Source organism: Kitasatospora sp. NPDC101155 (assembly GCF_044768305.1).
Taxonomy (GTDB): domain Bacteria; phylum Actinomycetota; class Actinomycetes; order Streptomycetales; family Streptomycetaceae; genus Kitasatospora.
In genome coordinates, this window is record NZ_JBIWPN010000034.1 from 51,843 (window position 1) to 67,549 (window position 15,707).

Annotated in this window: 10 protein-coding genes and 1 riboswitch; of the genes, 8 read left to right on the forward strand and 2 right to left on the reverse strand. The window is 73.6% G+C overall.

Annotated features, from left to right (window positions below):
- The first annotated feature begins 260 nt into the window (after positions 1 to 260).
- A complete protein-coding gene (gene mfd / locus ACIRYZ_RS34180; protein WP_402951935.1) occupies positions 261 to 3,890 on the forward strand; it encodes a transcription-repair coupling factor in 3,630 nt (1,209 codons plus the stop codon).
- 128 nt (positions 3,891 to 4,018) lie between these two features.
- Here mfd and ACIRYZ_RS34185 read toward each other — a convergent pair whose 3' ends face one another.
- Positions 4,019 to 4,690 carry a DUF4352 domain-containing protein gene (locus ACIRYZ_RS34185; protein ID WP_402951937.1) on the reverse strand — a complete coding sequence of 224 codons (672 nt, stop codon included), beginning with the start codon at positions 4,688 to 4,690 and terminating at the stop codon, positions 4,019 to 4,021.
- 206 nt (positions 4,691 to 4,896) lie between these two features.
- Between ACIRYZ_RS34185 and ACIRYZ_RS34190 the strand changes: the two genes are divergently transcribed.
- The 4 genes from ACIRYZ_RS34190 to ACIRYZ_RS34205 all read left to right on the forward strand — a co-directional run bounded on the left by ACIRYZ_RS34190 (position 4,897) and on the right by ACIRYZ_RS34205 (position 10,913).
- Positions 4,897 to 7,065, forward strand: a complete 2,169-nt coding sequence (locus tag ACIRYZ_RS34190; RefSeq protein WP_402951938.1) for an N-6 DNA methylase — start codon at positions 4,897 to 4,899, stop codon at positions 7,063 to 7,065.
- A gap of 138 nt (positions 7,066 to 7,203) precedes the next feature.
- Positions 7,204 to 7,872, forward strand: a complete 669-nt coding sequence (locus tag ACIRYZ_RS34195; protein WP_402951940.1) for a hypothetical protein — start codon at positions 7,204 to 7,206, stop codon at positions 7,870 to 7,872.
- Positions 7,869 to 9,521, forward strand: coding sequence for a protein kinase (locus tag ACIRYZ_RS34200; protein WP_402951942.1), 1,653 nt, complete (start codon positions 7,869 to 7,871; stop codon positions 9,519 to 9,521). The genes ACIRYZ_RS34195 and ACIRYZ_RS34200 overlap by 4 nt, the downstream gene beginning before the upstream one ends.
- A 354-nt stretch (positions 9,522 to 9,875) precedes the next feature.
- Positions 9,876 to 10,913, forward strand: coding sequence for a MazG family protein (locus tag ACIRYZ_RS34205; RefSeq protein ID WP_402951944.1), 1,038 nt, complete (start codon positions 9,876 to 9,878; stop codon positions 10,911 to 10,913).
- 22 nt (positions 10,914 to 10,935) lie between these two features.
- Here ACIRYZ_RS34205 and ACIRYZ_RS34210 read toward each other — a convergent pair whose 3' ends face one another.
- Positions 10,936 to 11,361 carry an SDR family NAD(P)-dependent oxidoreductase gene (locus tag ACIRYZ_RS34210; RefSeq protein WP_393027202.1) on the reverse strand — a complete coding sequence of 142 codons (426 nt, stop codon included), beginning with the start codon at positions 11,359 to 11,361 and terminating at the stop codon, positions 10,936 to 10,938.
- A gap of 267 nt (positions 11,362 to 11,628) precedes the next feature.
- On the opposite strand from ACIRYZ_RS34210, the gene ACIRYZ_RS34215 reads away from it, so the two are divergent.
- From ACIRYZ_RS34215 to eno, 3 genes are all read left to right on the forward strand, one after another.
- Positions 11,629 to 12,918 carry a cytochrome P450 gene (locus ACIRYZ_RS34215; RefSeq protein WP_402951946.1) on the forward strand — a complete coding sequence of 430 codons (1,290 nt, stop codon included), beginning with the start codon at positions 11,629 to 11,631 and terminating at the stop codon, positions 12,916 to 12,918.
- A gap of 210 nt (positions 12,919 to 13,128) precedes the next feature.
- Positions 13,129 to 13,295: riboswitch (cyclic di-AMP (ydaO/yuaA leader) on the forward strand.
- A 4-nt stretch (positions 13,296 to 13,299) separates the two neighbouring features.
- On the forward strand, positions 13,300 to 14,112 hold the full coding sequence (locus ACIRYZ_RS34220; protein WP_402951948.1) for a transglycosylase family protein: 813 nt from the start codon (positions 13,300 to 13,302) through the stop codon (positions 14,110 to 14,112).
- 266 nt (positions 14,113 to 14,378) lie between these two features.
- Entirely contained in the window at positions 14,379 to 15,668 is a 1,290-nt protein-coding gene (gene eno / locus ACIRYZ_RS34225) for a phosphopyruvate hydratase (RefSeq protein WP_393027208.1), read from the forward strand.
- Positions 15,669 to 15,707 lie beyond the last annotated feature (39 nt).

Sequence of the window (15,707 nt, forward strand, 5' to 3'; positions counted from 1 at the left end):
GCGCCCGGCTGGTTCGTCCACCGGCCGTCCGGTGTTCCGTCCAGTGGTTCATCTGCGGTCGTGTCCCTGACAGCTGTGGGGTCGCGGCCGCCGGTTCGCCCCCGCCCGGCCCCGCCGGGGTCGTACACCGCGTGCCCGTCCGTGCCGCGGCGTAGGCTGGAGACCCCCGGCCGCTCGGCGCGCCGGGCCGTTCGCGTTGCCCCGGCGGGCCTTCGCCGCCCGGAGGCAGCACCAGCCACGGGACGAAGAAGAGACCCCAGATGAGCCTGACCGGACTGCTCGATGTCGTGGCGCGCGACGCGGCGCTCGCCGAGGCGATCGACGCGGCCACCGCCACCGGAGCCGCGGCCGGCGGCCGCCGCCACCTGGACCTGGTCGGACCGCCCGCCGCCCGGCCGTTCGCCATCGCCGCGCTGGCCCGCGCGCTGGCCGGGCAGGCCGCCGGCGACCGGGGCCGCCCGGTGCTCGCCGTCACCGCGACCGGCCGGGAGGCCGAGGACCTGGCCGCCTCGCTGCGCTCGCTGCTGCCCGCCGACGCCGTCGCCGAGTACCCGGCCTGGGAGACCCTGCCGCACGAGCGGCTGTCGCCCCGTTCGGACACCGTCGGCCGCCGGTTGGCCGTGCTGCGGCGGATCGTGCACCCGCGGGCGGACGACCCTGCGGCCGGGCCGGTGCAGGTGATCGTCGCCCCGGTCCGCTCGGTGCTGCAGCCGCAGGTCAAGGGGCTGGCCGAGTTGGAGCCGGTGGCCGTCCGGCGCGGTGAGTCGCACGACCTGGAGGAGGTGGCCCGCCGGCTCGCCGCGGCCGCCTACGCGCGGGTCGAACTGGTCGAGAAGCGCGGCGAGTTCGCCGTCCGTGGCGGCATCCTGGACGTCTTCCCGCCGACCGAGGAGCACCCGCTGCGGGTGGAGTTCTGGGGCGACGAGGTCGAGGAGATCCGCTACTTCAAGGTCGCCGACCAGCGCTCGCTGGAGATCGCCGAGCACGGCCTGTGGGCGCCGCCCTGCCGTGAGCTGCTGCTGACCGACGAGGTGCGGGCGCGGGCCGCCGAACTGTCCGCCGCACACCCCGGGTTGGCCGAGATCCTGGACAGGATCGCCGAGGGCATCGCGGTCGAGGGCATGGAGTCGCTGGCGCCGGTGCTGGTGGACGACATGGAGCTGCTGCTCGACGTGCTGCCGCTCGGCTCGGTCACGGTGGTCTGCGACCCGGAGCGGGTCCGCACCCGGGCCGGCGACCTGGTGGCGACCAGTCAGGAGTTCCTGCACGCCTCCTGGGTCGCGGCGGCGGCCGGCGGGGACCGGCCGATCGACCTGGAGGCCATCGACGTCTCCGCCGCCTCGCTGCGCTCGCTCGCCGAGGTGCGCGAGCACGCTGACGAGATCGGGCTGCCCTGGTGGTCCGTCAGCCCGTTCGCGACCAGCGAGTCGTCCGTGGACGGCATCCTGGAGTTCGATGCCAACACGCTGGCCCTCGGCATGCACGCCGTCGAGGCCTACCGGGGCGACACCGCCCGGGCGATCGCCGACGCCAAGGAGCGGCTGGCCGCCGACTGGCGGGTCGTCATGGTGACGGAGGGCCACGGGCCCGCCTCCCGGCTCGCGGAGGTGCTGGGCAACGAGGGCATCCCGGCCCGGCTGGTCGCCGACCTCGCCGAGGCGCCCACCCGGGACGTCGTCTACGTCTCCTGCGGCTCGATCGAGCACGGCTTCGTGGACGAGAACCTGAAGCTCACCGTCGTCACCGAGACCGACCTGTCCGGCCAGAAGTCCTCCACCAAGGACATGCGCCGGATGCCGTCCCGGCGCCGCAACGCGATCGACCCGCTGGCCCTGGTGGCCGGCGACTACGTCGTCCACGAGGCGCACGGCGTCGGCCGGTACGTCGAGATGGTGCAGCGCACCGTCCAGGGCGCCACCCGCGAGTACCTGGTGCTGGAGTACGCCCCCGCCAAGCGCGGCCACCCCGGCGACCGGCTGTTCGTGCCGACCGACCAGCTGGACCAGGTCACCAAGTACGTCGGCGGCGAGGCCCCGACGCTGCACCGGCTCGGCGGCGCGGACTGGGCGAAGACCAAGCAGCGGGCCAAGAAGGCGGTCAAGGAGATCGCCGCCGACCTGATCAAGCTGTACTCGGCGCGGATGGCCGCGCCCGGGCACGCCTTCGGGTCGGACACCCCGTGGCAGCGCGAGCTGGAGGACGCCTTCCCGTACGCGGAGACGCCGGACCAGCTGACCACCATCGCCGAGGTCAAGTCGGACATGGAGAAGTCCGTTCCGATGGACCGGCTGATCTGCGGTGACGTCGGCTACGGCAAGACCGAGATCGCGGTGCGGGCCGCGTTCAAGGCGGTGCAGGACGGCAAGCAGGTGGCGGTGCTGGTGCCGACCACCCTGCTGGTGCAGCAGCACTTCTCCACCTTCGCCGAGCGGTACGCCAACTTCCCGGTCAGCGTGAAGGCGCTCTCCCGCTTCCAGACCGACAGCGAGGCCAAGGCCGTCCTGGAGGGGCTGTTCGAGGGCTCGGTGGACGTCGTCATCGGTACCCACCGGCTGTTCTCCTCCGAGACCAGGTTCAAGGACCTCGGCCTGGTCATCGTCGACGAGGAGCAGCGCTTCGGCGTCGAGCACAAGGAGCAGCTGAAGAAGCTGCGCGCCAACGTGGACGTGCTCACCATGTCCGCGACCCCGATCCCGCGCACCCTGGAGATGGCGGTCACCGGCATCCGCGAGATGTCCACCATCACCACCCCGCCGGAGGAGCGGCACCCGGTGCTGACCTTCGTCGGGCCGTACGACGAGAAGCAGATCTCGGCCGCGATCCGGCGTGAACTCCTGCGCGAGGGCCAGGTGTTCTATATCCACAACCGGGTGGAGTCGATCGACAAGGCCGCCGCCCGGCTGAAGGACCTGGTGCCCGAGGCGCGGATCGCCACCGCGCACGGGCAGATGGGGGAGACCCAGCTGGAGAAGGTCGTCGTCGACTTCTGGGAGAAGGAGTTCGACGTCCTGGTGTCGACCACGATCGTGGAGTCCGGCATCGACATCTCCAACGCCAACACCCTGATCGTCGAGCGCGGCGACACCTTCGGCCTCTCCCAGCTGCACCAGCTGCGCGGCCGGGTCGGGCGCGGTCGCGAGCGCGGCTATGCGTACATGCTGTACCCGCCGGAGAAGCCGCTCACCGAGACCGCGCACGAGCGGCTGGCCACCATCGCCCAGCACACCGAGATGGGCGCCGGCATGTACGTCGCGATGAAGGACCTGGAGATCCGCGGCGCGGGCAATCTGCTCGGCGGCGAGCAGTCCGGGCACATCGCGGGGGTCGGCTTCGACCTCTACATGCGGATGGTCGGCGAGGCGGTGGCCGAGTTCCGCGAGTCGCTGGCGAACGGCGGCGAGCCGGAGGAGGAGCCGCTGGAGGTGAAGATCGAGCTGCCGGTCGACGCCCACGTGCCGCACGACTACGCGCCCGGCGAGCGGCTGCGGCTGCAGGCCTACCGCTCGATCGCGGCGGTCAACTCGGAGTCGGACATCCAGCAGGTCCGGGACGAACTCGTGGACCGCTACGGCAAGCTGCCCGAGCCGGTGGAGAACCTGCTGCTGGTCGCGGCGCTGCGGCTGTACGCCCGGCGGTGCGGGATCTCGGACATCACCCTGCAGGGCTCGAACATCCGCTTCGGGCCGGTGGAGCTGCGGGAGTCCCAGCAGTTGCGGCTGAACCGGCTCTACCCGCGCAGCCAGGTCAAGGCGGCGGCCCAGCAGCTGCTGGTGCCCCGGCCGAGCACCGGTCGGATCGGCGGCAAGCCGCTGGTCGGGCGGGAACTGCTGGGCTGGTGCACGGAGTTCCTGTCGGCCATGTTCGACGACCTGGCGGGGGCGAAGAAGTAGCACCGGCTGGTCGGTGGTTCACGGCGGTCTCGGGCTCTGTCCGGGGCCGCCGTTCCGTCTGTCCGGGGCCTTGTCCGTCCGGGGTCCGTCCGTTCGGCGCGCGGTGGTGCGCGCCGTGAACGCAGGCGTCAGCCGATCTTCCACTGGCCGATCTGGCTGGCGAAGCCGTTGTCCAGGGCGAACTGGACCTTGTCGAGCTTGGCGTCGTTCGGGACCTCGAAGGTGACGAAGCCCTTGCCGGTGTCACCGGGGGCGATGTTGGTGGGGGTCTGGAAGGCCGGGCCGGCCTTGGTCTCCGCGAGGCTCGCGCCGTAGGCCTGGCCCTGGGTGTCCACGACCTTGGCGCTGCTGAACGGGGCCTCGGAGTAGGCCTGGGCGCCGGTGGCCTTGATCTGGAACTGCACCGCGACGTAGCGCTTGCCGTCGGCGGGCTTGAGGTACTCGTTGGCGCTCTCGGCCGGGTCGACCACCTTCACCGCGGTGACGTCGGCGGTGTTCCCGGTGTCGGTGCTCTTGAGCGCGATGGTGTCGGCGACCTTGGCGGGGGCCTTGGGGGTGTCGGTGGACTTGCCGGCCGCGCCGGCCGCGCCGGCCGCGCCGCCCGCGGCGGGCTGGGCGGAGCCGGGGGCGGCGGAGGCGGCCGCGGTCTGCTTCGCCTCGGTCGAGACGGAGGCGCCGCCGGTGGAGTTGCAGGCGGTCGCGGTGAGGGAGACCAGCGCGGCGCCGAGCAGCAGGGCGGCGGTGCGGCGGGTGCGGCGGGCGCGGCGGGCGCTGGTGGTGCGGCGGGCGGTGGCGGACATGGCTGTTCTCCCGGTGGTCGACGGTGCTGGTGGCTGCCGCCCCTGCTCGGTGGCGACGGGGAAATCACACCACCGGCCGTGAACTGTGTCAATGGGAATTCACGAAAGAGCTCCGTTCACACGTGAACGGAGCCGGAGGGTGGTGTCGCTATGCTGTGCGGTCACAGCGCCGTGCCGCGCGGTCACCCCGATCGAAGGAGCCTCCCGTGCCGGACCGCCCCGAAGTGACCGCCGTCGAGATCGCCCGGCTGGCCGGCGTCGGCCGCGCCGCGGTCAGCAACTGGCGCCGCCGCCACCCCGACTTCCCCCGTCCGGTCGGCGGCACCGACACCAGCCCGACCTTCGCGCTCGACGAGGTCGAGTCCTGGTTGCGCGCCCAGGGCAAGATCGCCGAACTCCCGCTGCTGGAACGGGTCTGGCAGCTGATCGACACCCTGCGCGACCCGGCCGGCCACCCCGCCGCCCCGCTGGTCGACGCCGGCGCCGTGCTCCTGCTGCTGCACCGCGCCCCCGGCCGCTGGGTCGAACTCGCCGACCAGCCCGACACCCGGCTCGCCACCGCGCTGCCCCGCGTCGTCGCTGACACCGCCGTTCACACCTTCGGTCCGGACGGCCCGCGCGACCTGCGTCTGCCCAGCCTGCTCGGGAGCACCCAGCTGGACCTCGCCCGGCTGCTCGCCGCCCTCGCGGCCGAGGCCGGTCCGGCGGGCGCGTACGAGCAACTGCTCACCCGCCACGCCGAGGCCAACACCCGTCAGCTCAGCCCGACCCCGCCGGAGGCCGCCGAGCTGCTCGCCGCCGTCGCCGGAGTCCCCGCCACCGTGCTGGACCCGGCCGTCGGCCTCGGCGCCGTCCTGCTCGCCCACCCGCCGACCACCGGCCGCTACGGCCAGGACGCCGACCCGGTCGCGGCCGCCCTCACCCGGCTCCGGCTCGCCCTGCACACCCCCGCCGACGAACCCGGCCCGCTCCCGCTCGACCTGCGCACCGGCGACGCCCTGCGCGCCGACGGCTACCCCGGGGACACCTTCGAGGCGGTGCTCTGCCAGCCCCCGTACAACGAACGTGACTGGGGCCACGACGAGTTGCAGTTCGACACCCGCTGGCTCGGCGGCCTGGTCCCGCCGCGCGGCGAGTCCGAACTCGCCTGGGTGCTGCACTGCCTCGCCCACACCCGCCCCGGCGGCCTCGCCGCCCTGCTCCTCCCGCCGGCCGTCGCCGCCCGCCGGGCCGGCCGCCGCATCCGGGCCGAGCTGCTCCGCACCGGCGCCCTGCGCGCCGTCATCGCGCTGCCCGCCGGGGCCGCCCCGCCGTACGGCGTCCCGCTGCACCTCTGGGTGCTCCGCGCCCCCAAGCCGGGCGACGACTTCCGGCAGGTCCTGCTGGTCGATGCCGGGGCGGCGCCGGCCGGTCCGGCCCGGACCGCGGGCCCGGCGGCCGCGGAGGGCGGTCGGGACAAGGTGGACTGGCCCGAACTGCGCCGGGTCGTCCTGGGCTCCTGGCGCGGGTTCGACCTCGCCGCCCGGGAGGGCCTGCCGGTTCCCGCCGACCGCCCCGGGGTCCACCGGACCATGGCCGCCATCGACCTGCTGGACGACGAGACCGACCTCTCCCCGGCCCGACACGTCCCGCCCGCCGTCCGACTCGGCGGGGCGGCCGAACTCTCGCACCTCGGTGCCCGGTTGGCCGAGCTGCTGGCCGGCCTGGCCGACCCGGTCGGGCTGCTCCCGCAGCCCGGTGCGGAACCAGCCGTCGGCGCGGCCCCGGCCGGCGTGGTCACCGTGGGCGAGCTGGTCCGCAGCGGCGCGCTGGAGGTGCACTCCTCCGGCACCGGCGCCGCCACCCGTCCGGCCGGCGCCGCCCCGGGCGGCACCCCCGTGATCACCGACCAGGACCTCGCCACCGGCGCCCCGCCCAGCGCCGTCCTCGCCGCCACGGACGCCGTCGGCACCGCCGGCACCGCCGGGGACGTCCGCACCCGCCCGGGCGACGTCCTGGTCCCGGCGCTCGGTGGCGGCGCTGCCCGCGTCGTCCCCGCCGAGGGCCCGCTGGTCGGCGCCGCCCTCGGCCGCCAACTCCACCTGCTGCGGCCCGACCCCGCCGCGCTCGACCCGGAGTTCCTGGCCGGCCAGTTCCGCTCCACCGCAGGCACCCGGCGCGCCGCCAGCCACGCCACCACCACCGCCCGCCTCGACATCCGCCGCGTCGAACTGCCCCGCCTCCCGCTCCCCGCCCAGCGGCGCCTCGGCGCCGCCTTCGCCCGCCTCGCCGCCTTCGACACCGCCCTCACCCAGGCCGCCGCCCTCGGCCACACCCTGGCCCGGGCCGCGACGGACGCCCTGGCGACGGGTGTCCTGACGCCGCCGGAGGACTGACGTCGGTTCAGTACCGGCCAGGCGTCGGCTCGGCATCGACCGGACCGAAGGACTCCGGGGCCGCCGGGCCGGGCGGTACGGTGTGCTGGGCCGTCCGTGTCACGGTCGGCGCCGGTTCCCTCCAGCTCAGGAGCACACATGTCAGGGCAGCAACCCGGGCCGTACGGACCGACGCCCGGCGGCCCGCCGTACGGCCCGGCGCCGGTTCAGGGCGCGTTTCCGGGGTCGGTTCCGGGGGCCGCCCCGGCTGCCGGGCGGGCCCCGGTCCCGGGCCGGTTCGGGGTGACCGTCCGGGTGCTGTGCGCGCTCGCCCCGCTGCTGTCCTTCGGCCTGCTCGGCGCGGTCCCGGCGCTGCTGCTGGCGGTCCGGCGCAGGCGGGCGTACGACATCGTCGGCGCGGTGGTGTTCTGCGCGCTGCTGCTGACGCTCATCGTCTCCGCCGGGATCGCGGGCAGCCTCAAGGACCCGACCGCCGACGTCACCGGCGGGATCACCCTCGGCGTGCTGTGGTTTACGCCGACCGTGCACTTCCTGGCGATGGACAGCCGCGCGGTCTGGGAGGCCGGCCGTCCCGCGTCCAAGTACCCGACCTCGCCGACCGGTCCGTCGTACGGGCCTCCGGCCGCCCCGTCGTACGGGCCGCCGGTCGGCTCGCCGTACGCACCGCAGGCCGTCTCGCCGTACGCGGCCACCGTGCCCGGGTACGGCGAGACGGCCGCGGCCCTCGCCCCGGCCGCCGAAACGGCCCACGACCTGCGTGAACTCGGCGAACTGTTGCGACGTCAGGCCGGCGAGGGCGGCTCGTGACCGGCACCAGGCTGATCGCCGGACGCTACCGGCTCACCGAGAAGATCGGCCACGGCGGCATGGGCCAGGTCTGGGCCGGGCAGGACGAACGGCTGCACCGCCCGGTCGCCGTCAAACTGCTCCGCCCCGAACACCTGCTGCCCGGCGGCTCCGGCAGCGGGTTCGGCACCGGCGCCACGAGCACCGAACGCCGCCGTCACGGCGACGAGTTGAGTCGCCGCTTCCTGCGCGAGTGCCGGGTGACGGCCGCGCTCGACCACCCCGGCCTGGTCACCGTCTTCGACGCGGGCGAGGACGAGGGCGAGCTCTACCTCGTCATGCAGCGCGTCCCCGGTGTCAGCCTCGCCGACCTCATCGCGGAGGACGCGCCCTTCCCGGTCGAGCGCGCGGTGGCCGTCGCGGCCCAGCTCTGCGGGGCGCTGGCGGCCGTCCACGCCATCCCGGTGGTCCACCGCGACCTCAAGCCGAGCAACGTCATGGTCCGCACGGACGGCCGCACCGTCCTGCTCGACCTCGGCATCGCCACCGCCCTCGACACCGAGACCACCCGTCTCACCCTCACCGGCGTGCCCATCGGCAGCCCCGCCTACATGGCCCCCGAGCAGGCCCTCGCCGCCACCACCGACCCGCGCAGCGACCTCTACTCGCTGGGCTGCCTGCTGCACGAGATGCTCTCCGGCGAGGAGCCCTTCCGGGCGCCCACCGCTCTCGGCGTCCTGCGCCGACACGTCGACGAACCGCCCGTCCCGCTGCGCGAGTTGCGCCCTGAGGTGCCGCAGCCGCTGGAACGGCTGGTCCTCGACCTCCTCGCCAAGCAGCCCGCCGACCGCCCCGCCGACGCCCAGACGGTGTACGCGCAGTTGCTCCCACTGCTGCCCCCGACTGAGGGCGCACTGCAGCCGCGCCTCACGCCGCTGCCCGACCCCGCACGCCCCTTCCGCTACCCGCACCAGCCGCAGCCGCAGCCGTCGGCCGTGGCGGCCGCCGCCCCGGTGGTCCGCTCGGAGCCGCGGCCGTTCCTCGTACCTCCCGCCCCTTCGACACCTCCCGCCGTCCCCTCGGGCCCGGACCTCGGTGCGGAATGCGCCCGCCTCTCCGACCTGGTCGACGCCGGACGCCACGCCGAGGTCCTCGGCCTCGCCGCCGGCCTGCTGCCCCGCGCCGAGGCCGACCTCGGCGAGAGCGCGCCCCTGGTCCGCACCATCCGCACCATCTACGCCCGCACCCTCCTCCACGAGGGCCACCCCCAGCAGGCCCTCCCCGAGTACCGCCGCCTCGCCGCCACCGCGGACGGCGGCCCGCACGGCCCCCAGGGCCTCGACCACCGTTACCGTGCCGCCCTCTGCCTCGACCGACTCGGCCACGGCCCCGAAGCCCTCGCCGAGTACCAGGCCCTGCTCGCCGCCCACACCGCCCGCCTCGAATCCGGCCTCGACACCGACCCCGAGCGCGCCTACGACCTCCGCGAACGCATCGGCCTCCACCTCGCCGCCACCGGCGACCCCCAGAACGCCTGGCACTGGCTCCTCCAAGTCCTCCTCGAACGCGAACGCCGCGACGGCCCCCACCACCCCGCCGTCCGCCGCCTCCGCCAATCCCTCACCACCCTCCAGCCCCACCACTCCACCCCCTGGCCCCCCGCGCGCTGACCCCCGACCCGCTTCTGCGGCAGCTGGGAGCCGGGGGCTCGGGTCTGAGCTCGCTCGTCGTGTTGGCTCCGGCTCCTTGCCCCTGGCAATCCGCCGCCCTCGTCGGCCGCTTGGTGTCAACCGTCTGCCGCTCGTGGAGGAGCGGGAGGTCGACGGGTTCGACTTCCTGTGCCAGCTGGTGGGTCCGGCCTGGCGGTCCGCCAGATCGGGGCCCGATCTTCCGTGGGTGCCGGAGGGCGGTGGGGCGGGTTGAGCGTGTGGTTCGGGAGCCGGGTTCGGGGGCGGGAAGTCGCCGGGGGCGACGGGTCTGCCCGCGGCCCGGCCCTTCCGTCGAGGGGCGGGTAGGTTCGAGGTGTGACGACGAATGCTGTGCCGACGAACAGTGCGGGCGCGAAGTTGATCCTGCTGACCACCACCCACCGGGTGGCCCCCGGGTTGCTGGCGTGGCCGGCGTGGGAGGCGTTGCGGTCGGCCGGGCGGGTGTTGGTGGGGGACGAGGGGCATCCGCAGGTGGCCGCGGTGCGGCAGGCCGGGGTGGCGGTCGAGGCGGCGGCGGCGGAGTCGGCGCCGGCCCTGGCGCGGATGCTGACCGAGCAGCCGGCCGGGGCGGGGCCGACGGTGTGGCTGGGGAGCCCGGACGGTGATCCGGGGCTGACGGACGCGCTGGCGCGGCTGGCGGTGGAGCACGCCGGGGAGGTGCCGGAGATCGAGGTGCTGCCGGGTTCGTACGACCTGCCCGGTTCGCGGCTGCTGGACCTGGTGTCGGTGATGGACCGGCTGCGCTCGCCCGGCGGGTGCCCGTGGGACGCCGAGCAGACGCACGAGAGCCTGGTGAAGTACCTGGTCGAGGAGGCGTACGAGCTGGTCGAGGCGATCGAGGAGGGGGACCGGGACACGCTGCGCGAGGAACTGGGCGACGTGCTGCTCCAGGTGTTCTTCCACTCCCGGATCGCCGAGGAGCACCCGACCGGGCCGTTCACCATCGACGACGTGGCCGGGGACATCGTGGAGAAGCTGGTGTACCGCCACCCGCACGTGTTCGGGGACGTCGAGGCCGAGGGCGCCGCCGAGGTGGAGGCGAACTGGGAGCAGCTGAAGGCGGCGGAGAAGGCGGACCGGGAGTCGGTGCTGGACGGCGTGCCGGCCGGGCTGCCGGCGCTGGCGTACGCGGCGAAGCTGGTGTCCCGGGTGCGCCGGGCGGGGTTCGAGGGCGTGCCGGACGAGCCGTACGAGCTGCCGGCGGAGCTGACCGCGGAGTCGGCGGGCCGGTTGCTGCTGGCGGTGGTGCAGCGGGCGCACGACGCCGGGGTGGACGTGGACGCGGCGCTGCGCTCGGCCGCGCGGGGCTACCGGAACGCGGTGCGCGCGGCCGAGGGGCTCAAGCCGGAGTAACGGCTGAGGCCGGAGTAGCGGCTCAGGCCGCCGTGGCGGTGTGCCCGGTCGGGCGCCGCTGCGGCGGGACGAGTTCGCCGATGGCCTCGCCGACCAGGGCGAGGAGTTCGGCGAGGCGCTCCAGGTCGAGGTGGTCGGGAAGGTCGGCGAGGGAGACGATCCGCTCGCCGTTCGGGCCGGCGACGCAGAAGAGGTCGATCGGCCCGAGGTGCTTCTCGGCGGTGTCGACCAGGGCGGCGACGTCGCTGGGGCGGCGGATGTCGGCGCCGACGCCGACGACGGGGCAGCCCGGCCGGTCGAGTTCGGCGGCGAGGTCCTCGGCGACACCGACGTGGGTGTCGGCGATCAGCATCCCGGCGGCGCCGGCCGCGGTGAACCGGCGGGCGAGGCCGGCTCCCGAACCGCCGTCGAGTACCGCGATGACGACGACTGCCCCGCTGACCCGCATGGTCTGCTCCTCCCTGTGGGCGACACCGCACCGGCGCCCACGCATACTGCGGAGGATCGTAGGCACGACCTGACCCTCCGCAACAGGGATTACCCCGCAGGTGACCAGACTCACGCCTGCCACCTGGCCAAGAGCTGTCCAAGAGCTGTCCACGGACCGTCCACCGGCCGTCCACGGAGCGTTGGCGACCCGCTCGCGCGCCGTTCGCGACGTGTTGACGGTCGGGAACGGTCGGGACGCGCCCGACCCAGCAGCTACGGTCGACCCATGCCTGCTCAGTCCGACGCCGCCCAGCCCGCCCCGCAGCTCTTCACCTGGGAGTTCGCCGCCGACCCGTACCCGGCCTACGCCTGGCTGCGCGAGCACGCCCCGGTGCACCGCACCAGGCTGCCGAGCGGCGTGGAGGCCTGGCTGGTGACGCGGTACGCGGACGCACGCCAGGCGCTGGCGGACAGCCGGCTGTCGAAGAACCCGGCGCACCACAGCGAGCAGGCGCACCGCACCGGCCGGGTGGGCATCCCGGGGGAGCGGCAGGCGGACCTGATGACCCACCTGCTGAACATCGACCCGCCGGACCACACCCGGCTGCGCCGACTGGTGTCCAAGGCGTTCACACCGCGCCGGGTGGCCGAGTTCGAGCCGCGGGTGCAGCAGCTCACCGACCGGCTGATCGACGGCTTCGCGCAGCGCGGCTCGGCGGACCTGATCCACGAGTTCGCCTTCCCGCTCCCCATCTACGCGATCTGCGACATGCTGGGCGTGCCGGCCGAGGACCAGGACGACTTCCGCGACTGGGCCGGGATGATGATCCGACATGGTGGGGGCCAACGCGGGGGCGTGGGGCGGGCGGTGAAGCGGATGCGGGCGTACCTGCTGGAGCTGATCCACCGCAAGCGGGCCGATCTCGGTGACGACCTGATCTCCGGCCTGATCAGGGCCAGTGACCACGGCGAGCACCTGACCGAGAACGAGGCGGCCGCGATGGCCTTCATCCTGCTGTTCGCCGGTTTCGAGACGACCGTCAACCTGATCGGCAACGGGACGTACGCGCTGCTGCGCAACCCGGGGCAGCGGGCGCTGCTGCAGGAGTCGGTGGTGCGCGGGGAGACCGCGCTGCTGGAGACCGGGATCGAGGAACTCCTGCGCTACGACGGGCCGGTGGAGCTGGCGACCTGGCGGTTCGCGACCAGGCCGCTGACCATCGGCGGGGTGGACATCCCGGTGGGCGATCCGGTGCTGGTGGTACTGGCGGCGGCGGACCGCGACCCGGACCGGTTCGCGGACGAGAACACCCTCGACCTGGCCCGAACCGACAATCCCCACCTGGGGTTCGGGCACGGCATCCACTACTGCATCGGCGCCCCGCTGGCCCGGCTCGAAGGACGTGCCGCGCTGGCCACGCTGCTTTCCCGACTTCCCGATCTGCGACTGGCCGAAACTCCGGAGAATCTCCGCTGGCGAGGTGGCCTGATCATGCGTGGATTGCGCGAACTTCCGGTCGAATTCAGTCCCGAGATCCGGTCTCCGCATGCCCTTCCTGAGGCTCCGACACGCTGACTGGGCGTCGTCGACACGCTCCTGATGACGGTGTGAACGCCCATCAATCCGGACAAACGGGCGCAGTTGGTAGGCGATTGGTCACGTGCCGTAATTCCGGTGTGATGTCGACGATATGAGCTTGTGATTGGTCTGAGGATCTGTCTAGTCTCCCTGGAGTTCGCAGCTGCGGACCTCGTGCGCGGAACGCCGAATCCTGCCCGCCGCGCCACGGGAAACCGACCAGACCCTTGGGCAGGGGCGGGGGAACCAGGTTTGTTGCCGTCCTCCACGGCTTGGGGTGAAGCCGCCCGAGCGGAACGTTTCCGCGCACGGCGGCCGGGCCACCTCCCGGTCCGAACCCGACAGCTCACCTCGCAGGCGTGCGGAGAGGGACCCTTCATGCTGTTCGTTGGAACTGGCCGTCACCGTCGTCGCACCCAGGCCGAGAAGGCCATCGCCGTCGCCGGTGTGGCCGGCGTCGGACTCGCGATGCCGCTCCTCGCCGCCACCGGCGCCTCCGCCGCCCCGGCCTCCGCCTGGGACTCCGTCGCCCAGTGCGAGAGCGGCGGCGACTGGAGCATCAACACCGGCAACGGCTTCTACGGCGGCCTGCAGTTCACCTCCAGCACCTGGAAGGCGTACGGCGGCACCGCCTACGCGCCGCAGGCCAACCAGGCCAGCAAGGGCCAGCAGATATCGGTCGCCGAGAAGGTGCTGGCCTCCCAGGGCCCGGGCGCCTGGCCGGTCTGCTCCGTCAAGGCGGGCCTGAGCAAGGGCGGTGCCCCGGCCGCGGTCGACACCTCCTCGGACGCCAAGCCGCAGTCCGCCCCCCAGCAGCAGACGCCCAAGCAGCAGACGCCCAAGCAGCAGACCCCGAAGCAGCAGGCTCCGAAGCAGCAGACCCCCAAGGCGGACGCGAAGCCCGCCCAGCCGTACGCACCGAAGCACGCCGCCCCGAAGCAGGCCGAAACGCCCGCGGAGCAGCCGGTCCAGCAGTACGTTCCGAAGCACGCCGCCCCGCGTGCCGCCCAGCCGGCCCAGGCCGCCCCTGCCGGCCACGACTACACCGTCCACTCCGGTGACACCCTGTCGAGCATCGCCGCCGCCCAGGGCGTGTCCGGCGGCTGGCAGGCGCTGTACGACGGCAACCGCGGCACGGTCGGCGGGGACCCGAACCTGATCATGCCCGGCCAGATCCTGCACCTCAGCTGAACCGGTCCGTAGGACCTCGAACAACACCCCGGGGACGAAGGGGGCCGCGCCCGGCCCCCTTCGTCCGCATTCGTCCGCGCCGGGGGGACAGACTGGGACAAGCAGGTGAACTACCGGGGGGTAGCAGGGCCACACGCTGAGACGGGACCGAGGCCAACGTGGCCCCGGGAGCCCGGGCGGTTAGGCTCTGGGTCGTAACGACTCCGCAATCGTCCCGCTGACAGCACCACCGTCAGCCGGACCCTGCTTCCGCAAGGAGATGCCTCGTGCCGTCCATCGATGTCGTCGTAGCCCGTGAGATCCTCGACTCGCGCGGCAACCCCACGGTCGAGGTCGAGGTCGGCCTCGACGACGGCAGCACCGGTCGTGCCGCTGTCCCGTCGGGTGCCTCGACCGGCGCCTTCGAGGCGCTGGAGCTGCGCGACGGTGACAAGAACCGCTACTTCGGCAAGGGCGTCGAGAAGGCCGTCCTGGCCGTCATCGAGCAGATCGGCCCGGAGCTCGTCGGCTACGACGCCACCGAGCAGCGCCTGATCGACCAGGCCATGCTCGACCTGGACGCCACCCCCGACAAGTCCTCGCTCGGCGCCAACGCCATCCTGGGCGTCTCGCTGGCCGTCGCGCACGCCGCCTCCGAGGCCAGCGACCTGCCGCTGTTCCGCTACCTGGGCGGCCCGAACGCGCACGTCCTGCCGGTCCCGATGATGAACATCCTCAACGGCGGCTCGCACGCGGACTCCAACGTCGACATCCAGGAGTTCATGATCGCCCCGATCGGCGCGGAGTCCTTCTCCGAGGCCGTCCGCTGGGGCGTCGAGGTCTACCACACCCTCAAGGGCGTGCTGAAGGAGCGCGGCCTGTCCACCGGCCTCGGCGACGAGGGCGGCTTCGCGCCGAACCTGGACAGCAACCGCGAGGCCCTGGACCTCATCACCGAGGCCATCCAGAAGGCCGGCTACGTGCCCGGCCGTGACATCGCGCTGGCCCTGGACGTCGCCGCCTCCGAGTTCTACAAGGACGGCGCCTACCAGTTCGAGGGCAAGGCCCTGTCGGCCGCCGAGCTCATCGAGTACTACGCCGAGCTGGTCGCCGCCTACCCGCTGGTCTCCATCGAGGACCCGCTGGACGAGTCGGACTGGGACGGCTGGAAGGCCATGACCGTCAAGCTGGGCGACAAGGTCCAGCTGGTCGGTGACGACCTGTTCGTCACCAACCCGGCCCGCCTGGCCAAGGGCATCGAGACCGGCACCGCCAACGCGCTGCTGGTGAAGGTGAACCAGATCGGCTCGCTGACCGAGACTCTGGACGCCGTCGAGCTGGCCCAGCGCAACGGCTACCGCTGCATGATGTCGCACCGCTCCGGCGAGACCGAGGACGTCACCATCGCCGACCTGGCCGTCGCCACCAACTGCGGCCAGATCAAGACCGGTGCCCCGGCCCGCTCCGAGCGCGTCGCCAAGTACAACCAGCTGCTGCGCATCGAGGAGATCCTCGACGACGCCGCCGAGTACGCCGGCCGCGGTGCCTTCCCGCGCTTCCGCTCCGCGGACCAGTAGGCACAGTCGCTCCGCAGGCGAGTGAGCACAGCAAGCACG